The organism is Halobacillus salinus (assembly GCF_004684905.1).
GTDB classification, from domain to species: Bacteria; Bacillota; Bacilli; order Bacillales; family Halobacillaceae; genus Halobacillus; species Halobacillus salinus.
In genome coordinates this window covers 540,569-561,857 of sequence record NZ_SRJC01000001.1, presented here as the reverse complement: position 1 = coordinate 561,857, position 21,289 = coordinate 540,569, and the positions used below count along the sequence as shown (strand labels likewise).

The 21,289-nt window shown below is 43.5% G+C and carries 24 protein-coding genes; 12 read left to right on the top strand and 12 right to left on the bottom strand.

The annotated features are described in order from the left end of the window. Positions 1-267 (bottom strand): YfhJ family protein, encoded by a 267-nt coding sequence (locus E4663_RS03150; RefSeq protein ID WP_135326663.1) that lies wholly within the window; start codon positions 265-267, stop codon positions 1-3. Positions 268-372: 105 nt separating this feature from the next. Here E4663_RS03150 and sspK point away from each other — a divergent pair, with 105 nt between their 5' ends. Next, a complete protein-coding gene (gene sspK / locus E4663_RS03145) occupies positions 373-546 on the top strand; it encodes a small acid-soluble spore protein K (RefSeq protein ID WP_079479382.1) in 174 nt (57 codons plus the stop codon). Then, entirely contained in the window at positions 539-682 is a 144-nt protein-coding gene (locus E4663_RS03140) for a YpzG family protein (protein WP_158290413.1), read from the top strand. The genes sspK and E4663_RS03140 overlap by 8 nt, the downstream gene beginning before the upstream one ends. 45 nt (positions 683-727) lie before the next feature. On the opposite strand, the gene E4663_RS03135 is transcribed toward E4663_RS03140, so the two are convergent. Beyond that, on the bottom strand, positions 728-1,063 hold the full coding sequence (locus E4663_RS03135) for a YfhH family protein (protein ID WP_079479381.1): 336 nt from the start codon (positions 1,061-1,063) through the stop codon (positions 728-730). An 83-nt stretch (positions 1,064-1,146) separates the two neighbouring features. Between E4663_RS03135 and E4663_RS03130 the strand changes: the two genes are divergently transcribed. Continuing rightward, complete coding sequence (locus E4663_RS03130) at positions 1,147-1,806, top strand: SDR family NAD(P)-dependent oxidoreductase (protein WP_135326661.1); 660 nt, start codon at positions 1,147-1,149, stop codon at positions 1,804-1,806. Positions 1,807-1,899: 93 nt separating this feature from the next. Here the strand turns inward: E4663_RS03130 and E4663_RS03125 are convergent, their stop codons facing one another. From E4663_RS03125 to glcT, 3 genes are all read right to left on the bottom strand, one after another. Then, positions 1,900-2,166, bottom strand: coding sequence for a phosphocarrier protein HPr (locus E4663_RS03125; RefSeq protein WP_079479379.1), 267 nt, complete (start codon positions 2,164-2,166; stop codon positions 1,900-1,902). Between the two features lie 13 nt (positions 2,167-2,179). Continuing rightward, entirely contained in the window at positions 2,180-4,216 is a 2,037-nt protein-coding gene (gene ptsG, locus E4663_RS03120) for a glucose-specific PTS transporter subunit IIBC (protein ID WP_135326660.1), read from the bottom strand. 232 nt (positions 4,217-4,448) lie between these two features. Continuing rightward, positions 4,449-5,291 (bottom strand): glucose PTS transporter transcription antiterminator GlcT, encoded by an 843-nt coding sequence (gene glcT, locus E4663_RS03115; RefSeq protein WP_079479377.1) that lies wholly within the window; start codon positions 5,289-5,291, stop codon positions 4,449-4,451. Positions 5,292-5,471: 180 nt separating this feature from the next. Between glcT and E4663_RS03110 the strand changes: the two genes are divergently transcribed. Continuing rightward, entirely contained in the window at positions 5,472-6,263 is a 792-nt protein-coding gene (locus E4663_RS03110; protein ID WP_135326659.1) for an HAD family hydrolase, read from the top strand. Positions 6,264-6,289: 26 nt separating this feature from the next. On the opposite strand, the gene E4663_RS03105 is transcribed toward E4663_RS03110, so the two are convergent. Both E4663_RS03105 and recX read right to left on the bottom strand, forming a co-directional pair. Next, entirely contained in the window at positions 6,290-7,069 is a 780-nt protein-coding gene (locus E4663_RS03105; RefSeq protein WP_135326658.1) for an NUDIX domain-containing protein, read from the bottom strand. A gap of 147 nt (positions 7,070-7,216) precedes the next feature. Further along, positions 7,217-8,029 (bottom strand): recombination regulator RecX, encoded by an 813-nt coding sequence (gene recX, locus E4663_RS03100; protein ID WP_135326657.1) that lies wholly within the window; start codon positions 8,027-8,029, stop codon positions 7,217-7,219. Between the two features lie 121 nt (positions 8,030-8,150). Between recX and E4663_RS03095 the strand changes: the two genes are divergently transcribed. The 5 genes from E4663_RS03095 to E4663_RS03075 all read left to right on the top strand — a co-directional run bounded on the left by E4663_RS03095 (position 8,151) and on the right by E4663_RS03075 (position 12,864). Next, complete coding sequence (locus tag E4663_RS03095) at positions 8,151-9,053, top strand: TIGR01777 family oxidoreductase (RefSeq protein WP_135326656.1); 903 nt, start codon at positions 8,151-8,153, stop codon at positions 9,051-9,053. A 100-nt stretch (positions 9,054-9,153) separates the two neighbouring features. Beyond that, entirely contained in the window at positions 9,154-10,275 is a 1,122-nt protein-coding gene (locus E4663_RS03090) for an amidohydrolase (RefSeq protein WP_079479372.1), read from the top strand. Between the two features lie 228 nt (positions 10,276-10,503). Next, positions 10,504-11,307 carry a DUF4397 domain-containing protein gene (locus E4663_RS03085; protein WP_079479371.1) on the top strand — a complete coding sequence of 268 codons (804 nt, stop codon included), beginning with the start codon at positions 10,504-10,506 and terminating at the stop codon, positions 11,305-11,307. Between the two features lie 3 nt (positions 11,308-11,310). Then, complete coding sequence (locus E4663_RS03080) at positions 11,311-12,009, top strand: class F sortase (protein ID WP_135326655.1); 699 nt, start codon at positions 11,311-11,313, stop codon at positions 12,007-12,009. A 303-nt stretch (positions 12,010-12,312) separates the two neighbouring features. After that, positions 12,313-12,864, top strand: coding sequence for a GNAT family N-acetyltransferase (locus E4663_RS03075; protein ID WP_135326654.1), 552 nt, complete (start codon positions 12,313-12,315; stop codon positions 12,862-12,864). 44 nt (positions 12,865-12,908) lie between these two features. Here the strand turns inward: E4663_RS03075 and E4663_RS03070 are convergent, their stop codons facing one another. Continuing rightward, on the bottom strand, positions 12,909-13,580 hold the full coding sequence (locus E4663_RS03070; RefSeq protein ID WP_135326653.1) for a DUF3298 and DUF4163 domain-containing protein: 672 nt from the start codon (positions 13,578-13,580) through the stop codon (positions 12,909-12,911). Between the two features lie 136 nt (positions 13,581-13,716). Between E4663_RS03070 and E4663_RS03065 the strand changes: the two genes are divergently transcribed. Together E4663_RS03065 and E4663_RS03060 are read left to right on the top strand one after the other, a co-directional pair. After that, on the top strand, positions 13,717-16,017 hold the full coding sequence (locus E4663_RS03065; protein ID WP_135326652.1) for a sensor domain-containing phosphodiesterase: 2,301 nt from the start codon (positions 13,717-13,719) through the stop codon (positions 16,015-16,017). Between the two features lie 63 nt (positions 16,018-16,080). After that, the gene (locus E4663_RS03060; protein WP_135326651.1) at positions 16,081-16,896 is read left to right on the top strand and encodes a GNAT family N-acetyltransferase; all 816 of its coding nucleotides are present in this window, start codon (positions 16,081-16,083) and stop codon (positions 16,894-16,896) included. Positions 16,897-16,964: 68 nt separating this feature from the next. Here the strand turns inward: E4663_RS03060 and E4663_RS03055 are convergent, their stop codons facing one another. From E4663_RS03055 to E4663_RS03045, 3 genes are read right to left on the bottom strand one after another with little or no spacing between them, the layout of a single operon-like run. Continuing rightward, a complete protein-coding gene (locus E4663_RS03055) occupies positions 16,965-17,960 on the bottom strand; it encodes an ABC transporter substrate-binding protein (RefSeq protein WP_135326650.1) in 996 nt (331 codons plus the stop codon). Between the two features lie 21 nt (positions 17,961-17,981). After that, complete coding sequence (locus E4663_RS03050; protein WP_079479364.1) at positions 17,982-18,740, bottom strand: ABC transporter permease; 759 nt, start codon at positions 18,738-18,740, stop codon at positions 17,982-17,984. Further along, positions 18,727-19,491: an ABC transporter ATP-binding protein gene (locus E4663_RS03045; protein ID WP_135326649.1), complete on the bottom strand. Its 765-nt coding sequence runs from the start codon at positions 19,489-19,491 to the stop codon at positions 18,727-18,729. Before E4663_RS03045 ends, E4663_RS03050 begins: the two co-directional genes overlap by 14 nt. Before the next feature lie 180 nt (positions 19,492-19,671). Between E4663_RS03045 and E4663_RS03040 the strand changes: the two genes are divergently transcribed. Next, a complete protein-coding gene (locus E4663_RS03040) occupies positions 19,672-20,031 on the top strand; it encodes a Lin0512 family protein (protein WP_079479362.1) in 360 nt (119 codons plus the stop codon). A gap of 521 nt (positions 20,032-20,552) precedes the next feature. On the opposite strand, the gene E4663_RS03035 is transcribed toward E4663_RS03040, so the two are convergent. Continuing rightward, positions 20,553-21,218 (bottom strand): TraR/DksA C4-type zinc finger protein, encoded by a 666-nt coding sequence (locus E4663_RS03035; protein ID WP_135326648.1) that lies wholly within the window; start codon positions 21,216-21,218, stop codon positions 20,553-20,555. Positions 21,219-21,289 lie beyond the last annotated feature (71 nt).

The window sequence follows — 21,289 nt, the reverse complement described above, 5'->3', positions numbered from 1 at the left end:
CTAGTGTAAAGGACCTTTTTTGTCGAAGAGTTCTTTGTACTTAGGGTTTGTGGCTACAAATTCGTGAAGTCGAGAACCATATTGTTCTACCCACCTGCTCACGATTTGTTCTGTCATTTTTCTCCCCTGATATTCATGACCTGCTTTGGCATAGGTTGCTTCAAAGTCTTCCCACAAAAGTTCAACCCATGTCCTTGCTTCTTCGATTGTCAAGTTTCCGTTCAACTCGTATAAACGTTCAGCTAAACGCTGGTAAGTCTCCTGCATATTCATGCTCCTCTTGGCAATGTTTACAGTCGTATTGTACCACATAGAACCCACAAATGAACATAAACTAACCTTGTCTCACTAAGAGACAAAGGAGGCTCATCCATGCGAAACAAAGCGAAGAACTTTCCGAATGTCCATGTATCTCATGCCCCTGCCGATCAGAGTGAATATTTAGCAAAGAGACCGAACGGTCAAATCAATAGCGACCCTCAGGGAAGGGCTGCTCACTCTAGAGAACGAGATGTCAATCAAATCGGGAGGAATAAACGTGGCTAAGTACAAATTTAAGGAAAAGAAAAACGCATTCGCCGAGCATCGTACGAACAAACATTTAAGTGACAGGGTGAATGGCGAGACGGAGCAAACGCTCTCCGAGCAGATTACCCAAGTACAAGCAAGAAAACGCAGTTAATTAACAAAAACGGCGCACATAGTATTGTGCGCCGTTTTATTATTTTTATAGTTTATCTCCAATCATTGCAATCGGCAAGGCCTCGTGCTCTTGTCCTGAAACCCTTTGTCCGTTTTTCGTCTGGCGAAAGCCCCAGGCGAAAATGCCGTTCATGTAATCAATGTAAAAATCATGCTCCAAATCCCCTTCGAGTGCATATACCGCTCCGGGTTCAAAAGTATTTGGGTCAAGTATATAAGACTTCGCCATAATAATTTTTCTTTCATGGACAGCGTACTCGTTCACCATCCCCATCTGCTCCGCTTTCTGCGCTTTTTCTGTAAGGGCTGCGATTTCATTCCGCAATTCTTCTTTTGTATAATCACTATATCTTTTTTCCATGTTAATCCCCCTGTTTCTCTGTTTCTTTACATTTTATCAGGCTTTCTTCACAATAGATATACGTAAGAATAGGAGGAGATCATATGGGAAATGTAATTATTACTGGAGCTGGAACCGGACTCGGACGAGCTCTAGCCCATCGTTACGCCAAAGAAAATCATCAAGTATTCCTTCTTGGCCGAACAGAAAAGAATTTATTACTAGTCCAAAGTGAAATCCAAAAAGAAGGCGGATCCGCTGAAGTTCTGATTTGTGATGTGACAGAGCCTGCATCCGTCATAGAAGCTCTGCGTCAAATCGACCAAGTCGATATTGTTATCAACAATGCTGGAGTCGGAGTGTTCGGAGCACTTGCTGAACTGACAGTTGAAGACATCGACCTTGCATTGAATACGAACATTAAAGGTACCATCCTCATGACCCAGCTAGCCTATCCTAAGTTGAAAGAATCAGGGGGAAGGCTACTGAACATCATTTCAACAGCTGGCCTACGAGGCAAAAACAACGAAAGTGTCTATTGTGCAAGCAAGTTCGCTGTCCGCGGCTTTACAGAGAGCTTACACAAAGAGTGGGAACAAGAAGATGTATCAGCAACCGCTGTCTATATGGGTGGAATGAACACCCCGTTTTGGAACGAGACAGATCACGTCGACAACCCAACCAGTCTGAAAGGACCAGGTGGTGTAGCCGAGCAGATCTTCCAAGAAGACGACGGACGCGAAGCTATATATATCGATAAATAAGAACCTCCAATTGGTGGTTCTTATTTTTTAGCGACATTTACTAATGAAAAGAAAAAAGAGCCGGGCATTTAAGCCCGGCTCTTCGCTTAGAGATTACTCTCCAAGACCTTCTTCTTTTGCTTTAGCTACTACAGCTTCAACAGCTTCCGCTTCATCGGAACCTTCTGCTGAGAATTTCACTTCAGCGCCTTTTGGAATACCAAGAGACATAACGCCCATGATGGACTTCATGTTAACGGATTTTCCGTTATACTCGATATTTACGTCTGATTGATATTGTCCTGCAACTTGTACAAGAGCAGTAGCTGGACGAGCGTGTACGCCGTCTGCAGCTGTGATTGTCATAGTGTGTTCTGCCATGATAATCTCTCCTTTATCCTTTAATTTCTACAACATCCGGCTCGCTGTGCTTCACATGACCAGATGCTTTAACATTTACAGACTGTCCTTCTTCGAGGTTCGTGAAGACAATTGGAGTAACGATTGACGGTGCATTCTCCTTAACAAAGTCAAGGTCCACTTCCATCAATGCTTGTCCCTGCTTCACTTCGTCTCCTTCAGAAATCATAGCTGTAAAGCCTTCGCCTTTCAAGCCAACTGTATCGATACCGATGTGAATCAGAATCTCCATACCGTTCTCCGCTTGAAGACCAATTGCGTGCTTCGTAGGGAAGACGGTCATGACTTTTCCGTTGACTGGCGAAACTATCTTACCATCTTGTGGCTCGATTGCAAAGCCATCACCCATCATTTTACCAGAGAATACTTGGTCTGGAACCTCTGTGATCGACATTACTTTACCTTCAATTGGGCTAACGAATTCAAGTTCACCTTTTGAAACAGGCGCTTCTGCTTGTTTCTTCTCGTTTACTGTTTCCGCTACATCGTCACGGGAACGAGGTGTCTTACCATCGATAATATCCTGCATTTGTCCTCGAAGCGTATCGGATACTGGTCCGAAAATAGCCTGGATGTTGTTACCGACTTCCATTACGCCAGATGCGCCCAGCTTCTTAAGTCGGTTCTTGTTGACATCGTTCTTATCGTTAACGGATACACGAAGACGTGTAATACAAGCGTCTAAGTGGCTGATGTTCTTCTGTCCGCCCATGGCTTCTAGAATTTCGAATGGCAAGTCGCCTACTTCACCATCATCTTCTTCATCTTCTGACTCGTCTTCACGACCTGGTGTAGCCAAGTTGAACTTCAAGATCGCCCAACGGAAACCGAAGTAATAAACGACAGAGAAGATAAGACCGACGATAATGACCCACCACCAGTCGGTACGGTTAGGCAACACACCGAACAAGATGAAGTCAATTAGTCCACCTGAGAAGGTTTGTCCAATTTTGACACCTAGGATCTCCATGATCATGAAGGAGAAACCTGCAAATACTGCGTGAATACCGAATAGTACAGGAGCTACGAATAAGAATGAGAATTCGATAGGCTCTGTGATACCTGTAAGGAATGAAGTCAGTGCGGCAGATGCCATGATACCACCAACGACTTTTTTACGTTCAGGTTTAGCTGTGTGATAAATAGCTAGTGCAGCTGCAGGAAGTCCGAACATCATGAACGGGAACTTACCAACCATGAATGTACCAGCTGTAAAATCAACACCGTCTTTCAACTGTTCGAAGAAGATTGTTTGGTCACCACGGACAATTTCTCCAGCGGCGTTTGTATAAGATCCAAACTCAAACCAGAACGGTGAATAGAAAATGTGGTGCAATCCGAACGGAATAAGGGAACGCTCGATCACTCCGAAGAAGAAAGCAGAGATTGTCTGGTTTCCTTCAAGCATCAAGTGAGAAAGTGCGTTCAAACCGTTCTGTGCAAACGGCCAGATCCACAGCATGATCATACCTAGGAATAAGGATGTGAACGCTGTGATGATTGGAACGAAACGTTTACCAGCAAAGAATCCTAAGAATTGCGGTAATTCTATATTAAAGAACCTGTTATACATCGAAGCGGCTAATATACCAACGATGATACCTCCGAATACACCTGTCTGTAAGGTCGGTATACCGAGGACTTCCGCATAAGCGGGGTCTGACGTCATTTCTGGAGTGACATTTCCAAGTACACCCATAACAACGTTCATAATTAAGTAACCGATGATTGCAGCAAGACCTGCTACCCCATCACCTTTTGCCAAGCCAATCGCGACACCTACAGCGAATAGAAGCGGCAAGTTCGCAAATACAATTCCACCAGCCTCAGCCATTACTTCAAGTAATGTCTGAACCCATGGTGTTCCGAAGAAAGGTACTTTATCTACAAAGTTGTCTTGTGCGAAGCTTGTACCGAATGCCAGCAGAATACCTGCAGCAGGTAGCAAAGCAACCGGCGTCATCAACGCTTTACCGACTTTTTGTAACGTACCAAAAGCATTTTTAAACATGTATTTTCCTCCTTTTTTGATTGTGAACAAAACAGCATCCCCATTATTTTCAGAAAAATAAAACGGTTACATGATACGGGATAAAATAAACGCCTGATGGCGCATTAAAAATGAGAACAAAAAAAGGCATGAGTACAGAAGATAGACTGGTCCTTAAAGAGGATATACCCCTCCCTAAGGTAACCACTTTCTCTTCTAATACTCATGCCTGATCGAATCAGTAACACGTATGTTAAGATTTATGGGTTAACCGTTGTAGGTGAATCGTCAAATAAATGGCTTCTGATTCATCTACTGGTTTATTCAACTGTTTTTGCATCACTTTAATCAATTTCCAAGCTAAATTATAGCATACCGGATATTCTTGTTTCAACATGTTTGCGAGTTTTATTTCATCTCCAACTTTTTCCTCGTGATGAACACGGTCGATCGCACGGTGTAAATGTTGAACAAGCCGGTGGTAATCGACACTATTCTTATCAATATCAATTTCCATCGTTTCTTCTACTAGCGAAACTAGCTTGGTGATCAACTGATTGTGACGGTTAATTTCCCTCAACGTCTTGTCTGTAACAGCACTATGGATATGCAGGGCTATAAAACCTACTTCTCCTTCAGGGAATTGAATGTCCATTTCATCATAAATCATCGTCACGACTTCCATCGCAATTTGATATTCCTTCGGATAGAGAGACTCTATCTCCAGCAGAAATGGATTAGAGAACTTCATCCCTTGTTTTGCACGATTGATGGCAAAAGCCAAGTGATCGGTCAGAGCAACGTGAATGTGTTGATTCAACTCCTGCCCCATCCTGTTCTCTATATGAACGAGAACATCATTCATAAAGTCAATCAGCCTTTCATCAATAAAAGGCAAAAGATTGACGTATTGTTCTTTTTCCTTCTCATTACTTAATAAAAAAGTCTTATCTGCTTTACTGAACGAGATATCATCATCTTTCTTCCGGTTAAAGCCGATTCCTTTTCCGATCAAGACGACTTCTTTGTGCATTGGGTGCTCAGCAATGACGACATTGTTGTTCAGGACTTTTTTAATTTTGACTTGTTGCTCCATCATACGTCCCCCACTTGATTCTTAAAGCGTTTACAGTCTACTCATAAATTCTATCGTATCTCTGATTCGAGATTTTGACAAGTAACAAACTAGAACTTCTTGATTGTTAGAAAGCCTTTACGTGCGGTACAATACTCTTCGTGATTAATTACAGGTTCAACTAAAGAAAGGAGCCTACCAATGATTAAACTGTTTGTCAGTGATCTTGATGGTACATTATTAGGAATGGATCATTTTATAAAGAATGAGGATATTGATGCGATTCGTCGCTTGATTGAGAAAGGGGTTCCCCTTACTGTTGCTTCAGGAAGGATGGACCACGAAATTAAAGAGGTGCTCAAACGTGTCGGCGTGAGCGGCCATAGAGTAAGTCAAAACGGTGCCTTTGTATTCGATGACGAGGAGGAGCATATTCACTCCAAAACATTCGATGAACACCTAGCAAGAAGAATCATGCACACCATTGATGAAGAGCCGATGATTAAGACGGTTTCAACAGCTGAAGAAACCTATACAGAGTCCCATAATAAGTGGATCGATATCATCTCCGAACAACTTTTCCACGACATCATCGTGGAGCCGAACATGAGAGACAAGTTCGGTAAAAGCATCATCCCTTCTAAGATTTCGTTACATGGCCAAGAACCAGATGTGATGGAAGCGTATAAGCGTGTCGATCAAACATTCGGAGAAGAGATCGACAGCTTCATCTCTCACGAAACATGTGTAGACTTAATGCCGAAAGCGATCAATAAGGGGACCGGTCTAAAAGCCTTAATGAAGGAACTTGACATTAAACCTCATGAGATTGCCTGTGTCGGCGATTCCTTCAATGATATCTCTATGTTCGGTCTGACCGAGCACAGCTACGCGATGTCATCAGCACACGAAGAAGTTGCTTCTAACGCTTCTACCATTGTGGATCACGTCCATGAAGCAATTGAAGATTTAGAAAAGAAAGGGCTCCTGTAATGGAACCCAAAAAAAGCTGCTGGCGTTCACTCGTCAGCAGCTTTTTCATTTTCCAGTCTATATATGACTTGATAGGGTTTAACATAATAACTTTCCAAAGATACAGCTTTACTCTGAAGCGCATCCATCAGGCGAACTTTGAAATGCTCCCTCGTCAGTAACGTGCTCATATTATCTTCTGTCACCTTTTCGAAGAAAACTTCTTGCGTCTCTCCTGGTTGGATTGTAGGTATTCCGGATACGTATTCTCCCTTAAAGACGATACAGACGACACCAATCGTCAGGTTCTGATATACACCAGTGATCCCGGTTATGTTTGCTTCGATTCCTGTCTCTTCCAACACTTCCCGCTTCACGGCCTCTTCAAGCGTCTCCCCTTTCTCCATCCTTCCGCCAGGAATTTCGTATGTATCATTACGGTGCTCGTTCTTAACGAGCAGCACTTCGCCATCTTCATTCGTAATACAAGCAGCGACAGACACTATATGTTTAGGGAAGTGGTAATCACCTGTTGCTTCAATGAAGTCGACTTGCTTCTCTACAGCGAAAGGGCACAGCTCCTCTTTTCTCTTCTGGGCTCTTTGGAAAAGGTCGGATTGCCTCACTTTTCTTTCGATTGCTTCATAATGATCATAAGAGTCATATTCCCAAATCGATGTAACCTCATCACGGTTCCTAGTCGTGAACCTTCCAACGATCCGAGCACCATGCCCTAGTTGGCTGGGTAATATAAACTCATGAAAGTATTGTGTGAACTTTTCATATTGCTCAGGCTCTATCTTATAGACCCTTCTTTGATAGATCATGCCTCAGACCTCCGCTTGGTTTAGTTCCTCTGTTCCAGTCCCCAGTATACATTATATTTCTGGAAACATGGGTGATTACACCCTGGAAGATAGAGAACCGTTCTTCTTCTACACAAAAAAATAATCTCGGAACTCGTGATCCCAAGATTATTCTTCCGTGTATTCGTCTAGAAATCGGTCGATCAAATCGAAAGGAAATCCTTTTCGATAAAGAGCTGCTTTTATTTTTTGCTTCCTCTCATACCCTTCTGCTTTCCGTTCATATTTACGGACTAGCTTTTCCCCTTGATAGACCACAGCTTCCCATTCTGAGTTATCTTCTTCTTCCTTTGGCAATTGGGATAATGCCTCTTGAATCACATCACCAGAGAACCCTTTTTGCATCAGTGTCTGTTGAACATTCTGGATTTGCTGGCGTCGGGATTTCTTCACACCACTCTTCATTTTCTTTTCAGCAAATTTTGTCGCTTTCTCTAACTGTTGATCATAAGGGAAATAAGCGAGCGCTTCTTCCGCCTCTGAACCTCTGACACCTTTTTCTATCAATTCTTTCTTAACCAGTAACGGCCCCTTGGATGAGGTCATGACCCTAGTTCTTACTAACGAATTAGCGAACTCTTGGTCATCAATCAGTTTCTCTTCCCTCAATCGCTTCACTATCTCATCTACATGCTCTGGTTCCACTTCTTTATCATCCAGGTATTGCCGGATTTCCTTCTCAGAGCGCATTCGGTAGCTTAAATAGTTGATAGCTTGGGTATAAGATTTGTGTAAGGTATCTGTTTGGATCAAGGCACGAATCGTAGCATCATCGAGCTCCATGCCTTTTTGCAGCCTATATTCCACTAATACATCAGCATCGACACTGAAACCATAGTCTTCTCCATGACCATGATCTAAGTAGATATTATAGCGATTCTTATTTTTCTTTTGCGTCGTGATTCGAGTAAGTGTAGCCAATACCTTCACCCCTTCTAACCTAATTGTATCGTGTAAATCTTACTCGGTCACGGATAAGAATCGCTATTTTTCATTATCTGAAGTAAAATAATGTAAAACCGCCTTGTGAGGAGGAAACTCAATGAATATCGTTGTTACGGGTGGTACCGGCTTCGTCGGACGCCAATTGACTGATCATCTTGTTAAACAAGGACACCATGTGTACATATTGACACGCAGTCCTGAAAAGCATTCTGATACGGAGAGTATCACATATGTGGGATGGCTGCACGAGTCTTATAATCCTGTCGAGAGCCTCCCTTACATCCACGCTATTGTCAATCTAGCAGGAGAGTCTCTCAACAGTGGACGGTGGACAGATGAGAAAAAACAAGCAATCTTAGATAGCCGCGTCCAGGCAACGGAGGGCGTAATCGACTTGATCGATAAGATGCAAGACAAGCCTAATGTACTTGTGAATGCTTCAGCAGTCGGATTTTACGGAAGGTCAAAGACAAAAACGTTTACAGAGGAAACCACAAAAGCAGGAAGGGATTTCTTAGCCAATGTAGTGGAGGAATGGGAAGAGCGAGCTGAAGCTGCGAAAGAATATGATGTCAGGACTGTATTCGTCCGGTTCGGTATCATCTTGGGTGAAGAAGGTGCACTTCCGAAAATGATTATCCCATATAAAATGATGATCGGTGGTAACTTAGGGTCCGGCGAACAATGGATGTCCTGGATACATGTCGATGATGTAGTCGGCTTGATCGACTTTTCTATTCATCACGAGGATGTCAATGGCCCTTTGAACGGTACTGCACCAAACCCTAAGCGGAACAAGGACTTTGGGCGAATCCTCAGCACGGTGTTGAACCGACCTCACTGGATTCCCGCTCCATCGTTCGCATTGAAGCTTGCGCTCGGGGAGATGAGTACCTTACTGTTAGACGGGCAATCGGTCATACCCAAGAAGGCGATAGAACACGGGTACAACTTTCGCTACCCTGAATTAAGACCAGCATTAGCTTCCATTCTGAAATGACCCTGAAAGGAACGGAGTATTCCACTTCGTTCTTTTTGTGCTCCTTTCCCATGATTTCCAGTATAATAGTAGTAATCCCTTTCGAAAGGCTGTATGTACTATGAATACGGTAATTACCAACGTAACGATTCACCCAATAACCTCCTCTGTTATAACTGGGGGAAGTGTCCATATTCTAAACGGGAAGATCCATGATTTCGGTCAGAACATCCCGATGCCCGAACAGGCGGAAGTAATTGACGGCAAAGGAATGGATCTATACCCAGGGTTCGTCGATGTCCATACTCATCTAGGCTTATATGACGAAGGAACCGGTTGGGCCGGAAGTGACGCGAATGAAACAATCGAAGCTATCACTCCTCATCTTCGCGCCATCGATGGAGCTCACCCTCTTGATCCCGCTTTCTTCAATGCAAGAAAAGCAGGTGTAACAACTGCTCATATTATGCCAGGAAGTGCCAATATCATTGGCGGTACGACCAGTGTAATCAAAACAGTCGGCCACACCATTAACGAAATGATCATTCGTGAAAGAGCAGGACTGAAGCTTGCACTAGGCGAGAATCCCAAGCGTGTCCACTCCCAGTCCAAAAACGCCTCCATTACGCGGCTCGGGATAATGGGCACCCTTAGAGAGACCTTTTACGCTGCAATGAAGGATCCAGACCCTGGCCTTCGAGTTAAACCGGTTCTACAAGCGTTGAACAAAGAGATTCCAGTTCGAATCCATGCCCACCGAGCCGATGACATTATTACGGCGCTAAGATTCGCAGATGAGTTCGATCTCGATTTACGAATTGAACATTGTACGGAAGGACACTTGATTGCAGATGAATTATCTAAACGGGACTTACAGGTAAGTGTCGGTCCTACCTTCACTCGTGCTTCCAAGATTGAATTACGCAATAAAACTTGGCAGACTTATCGAATTCTTCACGAATACGGTATCAAGGTTTCGATTACTACCGACCACCCTTATACACCCATTCAATACTTGAACATATGCGCTGCCCTCGCAGCTAGAGAAGGAATGGATGTGGAAGATGCTTTGCGGGGCATCACGATTATTCCCGCTAAGAATTTGGGCGTAGATGATCGGGTAGGCTCGATTGAGAAGGGTAAAGACGCAGACCTTGTCTTATGGTCTGGTCATCCCTTTGAATATCTTTCCAAGCCACTTTGGACGATGATTGATGGTAAACTTGCATACTTTCAGGAATAATGCCGCATTCTAACACCGGAAGGAAAATCTTCTGGTGTTTTTATATGCATTAAAACACACCGGGAGGTTTCGACAATGATTAATGTGGCTATATAGGGTTATACAAAGGTTGAACATAGGTTGTTCAAACCTGTTCATTATCTTTATTCAGATAAATGACTAAATCATGACCGTTGAAGCCTTCTTCAACGTTTCATATAAAAAAACCCTAAGGAGTGGAAAAAAAACATGAAAAAATTGCTGTCGTCGCTAGCTGCTGTAGTATTAATCTTTGGAGTCTTTGCACCTGTCGCATTCGCTGATAACCATTCAGGTGGAGACATGGCTATGGTTCGTGTCCTGCATGCCTCCCCTGACGCCCCGGCGGTTGATGTCTACGTAGATGGGAATGCGGTTGTAGAAGGTGCTGAGTTTAAAGCAGCTACTGATTACATGGAGCTTCCTGCCGGTGAACATACGATTGAAGTTTATGCCGCTGGAACAATGGGTGAACAAGATCCTGTCCTTTCTGCTGATGCTACGGTCGAAGCTGGTATGGCATATACAGCTGCTGCTATCGGAAACTTGGACAGTATCGAATTGAAAATTACACAAGATGAGACTGAAGCAAGCGAAGGAATGGCTAAAGTCCGTGTAGGACACTTCATCCCTGGTGCTCCTGCTGTTGATGTCGGTCCAATTGGTGGAGACGCTCTATTCTCCGGTGCTGAGTTCCCAATGGTTACAGACTACAGTGAGCTTGAAGCTGGAACATATGACCTAGAAGTCCGCACAACAGATGGTACTCAACTTATCGATCTTTCTGGTACAACCATTGAATCAGGTAAAGTGTATAGCGCATTTGCTGTAGGTACAGCAGACAGTCCTGATGTTCTATTACTAGAAGATTCTTCTGCGATGCCGTCTTCCATGCCGGAAACTGGTTTTGGTGGAGCAAGTCAGAACTCTAACACTATGGCTTATGCCGCTATTCTAGGTGTACTAGCTATGGGTGCTGGGCTAGTGTTGTTCCGTAAACGCTCAGAAGCCTAACAAATGAAACAAATTCTATACTCCATAACCCTGGGCCTCCTTGTTTTCATCATCAGCTATTATTGGTTGGATGAACCCGTGAAGGAGGCCAGGGTTCTTTCTTCATCAGATGCAGCGGAATTAAGAGTAGAACAAACACAGACCAGAGGTGCTCCACCACCTGAAAGAGACCTATTAGAAACAGAGCCTATAAACAAGGACTATGAACCAGCAGTCGTTGTAGAACCCGATGACCAACCTGGAATTATACCTGAAAGAATTGAAATACCTGCAATTGGGGTCGATGCACCCGTCGGGAAGGAAGGCTATACAGAGGAAGGTGGCATGGCCGTTCCCGATAGCGTAACAAAGGTAGGTTGGTTTGAGCCTGGTACAAAACCAGGTAGAAAAGGAAATTCCGTCATTGCTGGTCACGTTGATGGGAGAAATGGACCTGCAGTATTCTTTGATTTAAAAGATTTAAACGCAGGAGATGAAATATTCGTTTACGGGGAGAACGGCTCGAAACTGACCTATACCGTTCAGAAAGTAGCAGCCTATCCTGTTAGCGATGCCCCATTACGTGAGATTTTCGGGCCGACAGACCAGAGAGCTTTGAACTTGATTACTTGTACAGGCCCTTACGACCGTGAAGCGAGTGGTTATACCGAGCGCCTGACTGTTTTCACTACACTAAAAGACAGCCGATACGCACCATCGTGAGTTGATCCTTATCTAATTGTTGATAAGGATCTTTTTCTTCAAAAATTTTTCTTTCGACATGACAAAAATTGATTCACTTTTTCAGAAAAATCGATTATGATAAGGGTAGAAATAAATGTCGTATAGTGTAGGGAAGGCAAATGGTGCGCCACCAGTATAACTGGTTCTAGTGGGTTCGATTCCCACCCCGAATTTTTGTGTGCAATTGATAAAAATTCGAGGGTGGTCCGAATGGACTTACGGCTGGCTATTTGTCCATGCCTTTTTTCCGATCACCCTCCAACCATCAAGGAGGGATTTTTTATGCTTAAAAAACGTGATTTGCATGACGCCCCGGTTCTTTTTGATTTGATGAGTCACCCTGACGTGTTTCCTTATGTTCGTCACAAAGCCGCTTCCAGTGACGAGTTTTACTTCTTAACCAAGCAGACCATAGAAGCAGAAGACCGAGGTGAATTGATTTCACGTACCATCCTTGATGAGTGGGAGCAGCCAATTGGTACCATCAATTTGTTCGATATTAATGAGAATAAGGGTTTTTTAGCTACATGGATCGGCCAGCCTTACTTCGGTAAAGGCTACAACCAAACGGCTAAGGAAGCATTTTTCGAAGAACTGTTTTTCCAATTAGGAATTGAAGCTATTTTTATGAAAATCCGAAGAACTAATCTCCGATCGATGAAGGCCGCTTTGAAAATCCCTTACATTAGCGAAGCCAACGAAACATTCCCAGATGTCTACGAATGGATCAATCAACAAAGCGATGTATATGACCTATTCGCTATTACCAAAGAGCAGTACTTGTTCCACTACTACGGCGAACAAACCGAAAGCGAAGAAGCATTGGAAGCTTAGTCAAAAAAAAACGCTTAGAGTCTGCACTCTAAGCGTTTTTTGTTTTATACAGTCGAAGGAATCGGTGCTTTGTATGGGTCTTCCCTTTCCTTCTCTATCCGATCTAGCGGTATTTGAATTTGTGGTGTACCGTGTACACCAGCAGCTATTTCGAATTTATTAAAGACAAGGACAAGATGTTCTTCTTCAATGTAATAGGCTGTATCCTCACGTACTTCTTTAAACTGCTTCGTTAAATAAGTTTCGGGATCTTGAGCGATAATCCTTCTTACCTCTTTATTCAAAACATCCATATGGACCATTTCTTTCAACGGGAGCAAGTCACTCTTCTTACCGTTCTCAAAGTTCACCGATGTTACAGAGGAAGTGTGCTCATTTCCCGTCGTTAAGTGGGATGTCATCACAACCGAATAGAACTCTTCTTCCGCATACACATCAGACTCTTCATAGTACAGGATAGGGGCTCCATTCGTTTCATCAGCCCCCTGTTTCACCATATCGAATTGGTGATCTAATTTACTCGTAATGGAGTTGTTTACCTTATCTTGCAGCTCTTTATTTTGCAACTGATCGAACAGTGGATAATCTACATGAATTTCCCAATCCTGCGTCACTTGATCTTTCCGCTTAATTTGAAACAAACTCTCGGCGTGAACGGTTGGTGCCAATTGAAGAAACATCAAACTTGCGACCATAATGAGTACGTACCGTTTCACTATTCATCCCTCCTGTTCTTTTAGTTTGACCAATTCAGGAAATATTAACGGGGGACGGAGTTTTTTTATCATTTGGTGGAGAATTCTTATGGTACTATGATAGTAGTTCAAACGTTTCAGAAAGGAGCATATCGACGTGACCAATAATCAAGAGGACTTCTCTAGACAACTCCTTGATTCCCTTCGAGGACGTAACCATAAGAACGCTATACATTATTTATTGGAGCAGACGTGCCTATACTTCCAGTGCGACGCTGCAAGTATTTATCTGTTAGAGAAACCAACTACTCAAACCATTCATCCCTACAAAGAGTTTGTTCGGAACACTAATTTGTACCCATTATCCTACTTCAAGCGTGATTTATTACTTCAGTTGTCGAATGACACCCCTACTCAGGTTGACGCAAGTATATATGGGGAAAATGCAGCAAGCTACGGCCTTCTTCTTCATGATGACAACGAAAGACCGCTTGGAGCTCTCGTCCTTATCAACCAGCGACCATTCGAATTGAATAAAGGAGAAGCTCTTCGTACCATCTCCTCTTGTCTCAGTAAGTATGTCTCTCCTATCCAATCTTCAACAGATTGGAACAGTTCCACTTACATAGAAGAAAGGATCAGACGGCAACAATCTGACTTCATGCGATTAATGAAGGATGAACGTCTCACCTCCATCGATTTGGTCCCTGCCTTTCAAATGATTTGCGAATCAACAGTGGAAACCTTACAAGTCGATCGTGTAGGAATCTGGTTCTACCATAACGACCACTCCACCCTTCAATGCCTGGCAATGTATGATCGGCCCGCTAAGAAGACCTTGAACTTAAGTGACTTACAAAAAAATCAATTTCCTACTTATTTCTCAAGCTTGGAGGAAAACCGCTCCATCGTCATTGAAGATACGCAAAACGATTTTCGGGTCAGCGAATTAAGAAAAGAGTACCTTCTCCCTCATGATATCCGAGCTATGATGGACATTCCGATCATCAGCGGTGGAGAAACAATCGGCGTGCTCTGTTGTGAGCAGCATACAAATTCGAGATCCTGGACATTTGATGAAGAAGCATTTGCCACTTCCATCGGTGACTTGATCGCCTTTATTAACGAACACATTAAACGCAGAAAGGCTGAGAAAGAGGCCAAGCACCTTGCTTATACAGATTTGTTAACAAACTTCCCTAACAGGAATGCGTTGGAAGAGAAACTCGATTCGAGGATAGAGCAAGCGGATACTAGTCAGGCATTCGCCCTCCTTTATTTCAATATCGATAACTTCTTAGAAATGAAAGAACGACTAGGTTATCGTATTGGAGATCAATTGATCATGGCTGTTGCAAGAAGACTGAAGTCAGAGCGGCAACCGGAAGAATTCATTTCGAAACTGGAGTATGATGGATTCATACTAATGACAGACTTCTGCGAACGAAAGGCGTCTTTATATGAACGCATCCAGCAATATAAGAAGTTATTCCGTGAACCATTCGTTGTCGATCACCAAGAATTCTTTATCACAGTTAGCATAGGAATCGCAATTTTCCCTGAAGACGGCGACAGTCCCGCTACGTTAATCCGAAATACAAGCAGAGCAAACACGGAAGCAAAACGCTTAGGACGCAGCATGACAGCTTTTTATCAACCGTCTTTGGACGAATCTGAATTTGGACGTCAATGGTTTCACATGGATCTGACAAAGGCGCTTGAAGAAGAACAGTTCCGTCTGTACTTCCAACCCCAAGTCAATACGAAATCGAACGAAGTAACCGGTCTAGAAGCACTGATCCGTTGGGAACACCCTGAGAGAGGAACCATCTCTCCCGCTGATTTTATCCCCTTAGCTGAAGTGACAGGTTTGATTGTGCCTTTAGGACAATGGACCTTAAGAAAAGCCACAGAACAAATACTTGATTTAGAAAAGCTGGGGTTCATGGAGTGTGTAGTATCAGTCAACATTTCAGCTGTTGAGTTTCAACAACCTACATTCGTGGATCAGCTGGAAAACATCTTGCAGGAAGCAGGAGTATCTCCAGGAAAGCTACGCCTTGAAATTACAGAGACTATAGCAATGGACTATGAAGAATTTATGATTGAACAATTGAACCGACTTAACGAATTGGGTGTGTCGGTTGCGTTGGATGATTTCGGGACAGGATACTCTTCCCTGAAGCACCTTAGTTTGTTTCCTATCCATTGTTTGAAAATAGATAGAAGCTTTATTAAAGATGCAACGACCAACGCCAAAAACGAAGGTATCACCAGATCTATCATCGACTTGGCTGAGCACTTACAATTAGAAGTCGTAGCAGAAGGAATTGAAACGGAAGAAGATTTGCTTCATGTGCAATCTATGGGTGGCCAGACAATTCAAGGGTATTATTTCTCAAAACCGCTTCCACCCTATCAACTGAACGAATGGTTAAGCAATTTTTATAAATCCTGAAGACCTTCCTGTTTTTAGAATTTTCTGGTATGATAGGTAGAACTTTCAGATGGGAGGGATTGAATGATTCGTCAGCTGGATTCACAAGACCGAGCGGCGTGTGAAACACTGCTTTTTCAAAAGCCTGCGGAGAACCTTTTTATTATTAGTGATATCGAGAACTTCGGGTTTGAAGAAGATTTCCAAACGTTATGGGGAGATTGGAACGCGGAAGGTGAGCTCTCTGCTGTACTTCTAAAGTATCATTCCAACTACATTTGTTATGGAGACGGTCCATTCGATGGCAAAGGATTTGCTTCTATTATCAACCAAGACCCTGACTTCAGAGAGTTATCAGGACTAGAAGAAATGACGAATGAAATCCTTCCATTTATTGCTCGCCGCAAGAAACACTCTCGCCAACTTTATTATGCTAAGATGGACCAACTTGTACCATCCCCTTCACCAGATGGTGGGGAATGTGTACAATTAGCTACCGTAAAGGATATTCCATCGATAGCACGACTCTTCGATGAAATAGATGATTTCGAGGAATCAGAGAACCGTGAAGGAAGTTTGAAGGTGGGAATGGAAAGCAAATCAGCTCGAACTTACTTTATTAGAAAAGGCGGTAAGCTTGTTTCGTCAGCTTCTACAACAGCGGAAAACTCCGCCTCAGCGATGGTTGTTGGAGTATGCACACATCCTGATCACACAAAGAAAGGCTACGCAAGCCAGTGCATGGAAAGGCTATGCGAAGAACTTATAAATGAGGGTAAAAGTTTATGCTTATTCTACGATAATCCTGACGCCGGTCGCATTTACAAGCGACTTGGGTTCTTGGACATAGGCTTTTGGACAATGCACATATATGAACCACAAGAAGTAGGCATTGTGTAAAAGGGCATATAGTACCTTAAATGTAAGAAAAGGCACGGGAATCATCCCGTGCCTTTTCTAATGGCAATTTATTCGTTTAAGAACGATAGATCGACTAGACCAGTCAGGTCCGGCTTCTCTTCGAGGAAGCCTAGGTCATAAGAAGAGTTAGCGAAGTCTTGAAGGTGTTTTTCATCCACTTCATACGTGAAATCTATACGCTCCCACGCATTATCGATAACTTCTTCAGAAAGTTCCTGGTCAGTGATTTCTTTTATTTTCTTAATGGCAATTTCTTTTGCTTCTTCAGGATTTTCTTGAATGAAGTCTGTCGCATTCTTGTGAGCGTCGACAATGTTCTGAACCATTTCAGGATTGTTTTCTACAAGATCATGAGAAGTGACGAATACAGCAGCAGGTAGTGTTTCACCATATGCAACATCCGGAGTATCGATCAACACATTGCCATTACCTTCTGCTTCAATAGAGGAAGCCCATGGTTCTGGCACAGTCGCTACGTCTACTTTTCCAGCTTCGAAAAGACTTGCGTAAGTCGCGGGTTTTCCTGTAACGTGTTTCATCTCTCCATCTACACGGTCCGATGTAATGCCGTATTCCTGTTTCATCAAGGTTTCGAACTGAACATCATGAGTACAGCCAACACGAGGAGAAATGAATGTCTTTCCTGCCATATCTTCTGGTGATGAAATGTCTGCGCCGTTCCTTGCCATAATGACGGTTCCACCAGTAGATCCCGCTGCAACAACATTAATTTCGGCTCCTGAAGTAAAGTGGTTCATGGCAGGACCAGGTCCCACTAATCCACCTTGTATGTCACCAGTTTCAATAGCCGTCATGAAGGATGAACCATCCGGAAAGTATTGATAATTGACTTTCGTTCCATCTGGTAACGTTTCAGAATACAGATCCTTCTCCTCTGCCACCATGCCGGCAACGTGGTTAATGTTAGGAAAATAACCGATTGTAATTTCATCGCCAGCTTCTTCAGCACCACCTGTGTTACTGCCACACGCCGCAAGCACCGTTACAGCAAGTATCCCAAGTGCCAACCATAATTTTTTCATATAATTCCATCTCCCCTTATTTTAAGATTTAAGTAATCCCCATCGTCTCATCACGTTCCGCTCTAATTTAGAGAAAACGAGTTGGTCGACGACAGCTCCGATAACTCCAATAATGATAATAATACCGATGACTTGATCCATCTTGGCATAATCCTGTGCAAACCTTAATGAGTAGCCAAGCCCTGGACCGTTACTCAGAAACTCCCCAGCCATCAGGGCACGCCAACTGAACGCCCATGCAAGACGCACTCCAGACATGAAGTACGGGACGCTCGATGGGATTTCCACGCGATAGAACAACTGCAGACCGTTCGTCCCCATCGTTCTTGCTGCTCTCACCAATTGAGGAGGAACATTATGAATAGCAGACCTTACGTTTAATGCCATGACGAACGTTCCGCCTAGCGCAACAACAAATACCACAGCAAACTCTGTAAAACCAAAAATCAATATCGATAACGGAACCCAAACAATACTCGGGATACTTTGCAGTGCAATCAAATACATCCCAGCCGTTTCATCCGCCTGCCTCGACTTTCCTAGTAGCACTCCGACCGCTGTTCCAATCAAAAGAGCAAGCGATAATCCAACTAACAGGTGTTTGAAACTTGCTCCGAGGGCTTTGAGCAAATCACCGTCCGCAAATCCGTTATAGAGAGATTGGAAAACCGTTACGAGCGAAGGAAAGGCGATTTCCGGAAACACGTTGGAGACATAAACTAATTGCCAGATTCCCATAACAGCCAGTAGAAATAGGACGCGTTTACTAAACACTTTCATGACTAAGCTCTTCCTTCAACACTTTATTAATTTCTCCCTCAAGAAGATTCATCACTTTCTTCTCTAGTGCGATCACTTCTTCATCATCTCTCTGTCTTGGCCTTGGCAAGTCGATGTTAAAGTCTGCGATAATTCTCCCAGGACGAGTTCCCATCACGACAACGCGGTCGGAAAGTTTAATTGCTTCTTGAATACTGTGCGTGACAAATAGAATCGTTTTCTGGGTCTCCTGCCAAATCTTCATCAGCTCTTCGTGCAGAATATGACGAGTCTGCTCATCTAGTGCACCGAATGGTTCATCCATAAGGAGTACCTTGGGATCCATTGCAAGTGCACGCGCAATGGCGACACGCTGTTGCATTCCGCCGGAAAGCTCATGCGTGTAACTTTCTTGGAAGCGGCTCAAATGAACCATCTTCAAAAAGTGTTCAGCCAACTCCTCTGCACCCTTCTTCTTCTTTAAAGGGAACATGACATTCTCTTTCACGTTCAGCCACGGAAATAAGGAAGGCTGTTGAAAGACCATTCCCCTGTCTGGTCCGGCCTTTGTAATTTGCTGCTGATCGAGTTCAATGGTCCCCTCTGTGACAGACTCAAGGCCAGCCACCATAGATAACAGTGTGGACTTACCACATCCAGAAGGTCCTAACAACGAAACAAATTGGTTTTCTTGTATGGATAAATCAAGATCAGAGAAGACTTCGAAGTCATTATCGAATGCCTTTCCGACACCTTTCACCTGTAAAAACAAATCCGCTCACCCTTATGTTTATAATTCCTATCAAATTAGTATGCTTTATAACTATAGTTTTAGATTATACAGACATACGGAAAGATGTGTCAACAATATTCGAAAAACTTTTCAGTTGCCTATTCTTACAGGGTTAATCGCCTTCTATGATAAAATAATGTCGAAAGGAGTGGAGAGATAATGGAACAATTAATGTTCATTCAGACAGGTATGGGCACAGATGTCCATGGACAAGACATTACGAAAGCGACTGTTCGAGCTATTAAGAATGCCATTCATACGAATTCAATGCCTGGCATAAGAACTGTATTGCCGGAACAGTCTTTAGACAATATGAAAATCAATGTGAAATTGGCCCTGCCTTGTGATAAGGAGAAACTGGACCACGACGAAGTTAGGAAGGCAATTCCTTACGGTGAGGTCCATATAGAAGTGATGGACGGCGGCATGCTAACGTCCAGCGGGATCTTCCTAGAGGAAAAACACGATAAAAACGACCTCATGTACATTGTCAACGCAGCAATAGAAGTCGGTTATTAAAAAGAAGGGGTCCTCGTGTGAGGACCCCTTCTTCAATATGCCGGGAAAACTGTCGGTTCTTGAGCGTGAGAGGCGGTGTTGGAGAAACAATTCGCTTTCCGCGGGCGTCCGCTGAGCCTTCTCACTCCCTTCGGTCGTTGCGGGGTCTCACCCAGTACTATGCTCCCGCAGGAGTCTCATTGTTTCTCCCACACCTTTTTTATAAAAAGCATGAACCTCTTCGACTCATTGCAATACTATGGTGAAACTTGATAGGGTAACATTATTGCTAGGTTCTGTTCCCAACAAACCCTCATGTAGTGTGGTGGAAAATGGGGCGACTCCTGCGGGATGCACGGACAACGGCGAGACCCCACAGGGCTAGCCCGAGGAGGCTCGGCGTCCGCCGCGGAAAGCGCCCCATTTTCCACCATACGGTCCTCTTATTAATGTAACAGAACCGGTCTGCATACTTTATCAACAACAGGAAAAGAGATCCTCATTTGAGGATCTCTTTTTTTAGAATTATAATAGATCGATCGTTATGCGTTTGGATCTTCTTCGTCCATGTATTTATCATAGTGTACATTCCGCTCGAAGTGTACGCTGTCTGGTCCAGTAATCCCTTCCATATCAGTGGAGACAAAGGACTCGTACTCCTCTACATATCCTACTCCGTCCTCACTCTCTATATTCGAGGACCCATCATATGTCATACTCGATTGATTGAATTTCGCTACTTGCTCATATGCGTCTTGTTCATTGTAATCAGGATCCGCACTGCTCTCCCCATATGCACTTTCCATCGAATGGATCACATCTTCTTCGACTGGTCGATCGGTTGAAATATCTTGGTTAGGCGACTGATGTGCGATCGTTCTTGCTGTAGGTAATGCTTCCAAGCGATCTTCGGGAATAGGTTGTCCTGTTTCTTCGCAAACACCGTACGTCCCCTTCTCCATCTGTTTTAGGGAATATTGAATATCAGAGAGCTCTTCCCGTAGGTGTCCTAGAAGTGCAATATCTTTCTCACGATCATATAGTTCTGTACCAGAATCGGCAGGGTGGTTGTCATATTGAGAAAGTTCACCGGATGCCATATCACTGGCAAATCCTCTATTCAGACCGAATTTATCGTTTTCCATCAACCGGGTTTCAATTTCATATTTACGCTCTTCCAACTGCTTTTGGTAATGTTTATAATCCATGCTTTGCCTCCTGTTTTTTCTTAGTCTGCCTTACCAAGGTCGCTCTATACAGGAGGAAACCACAAGAAAAA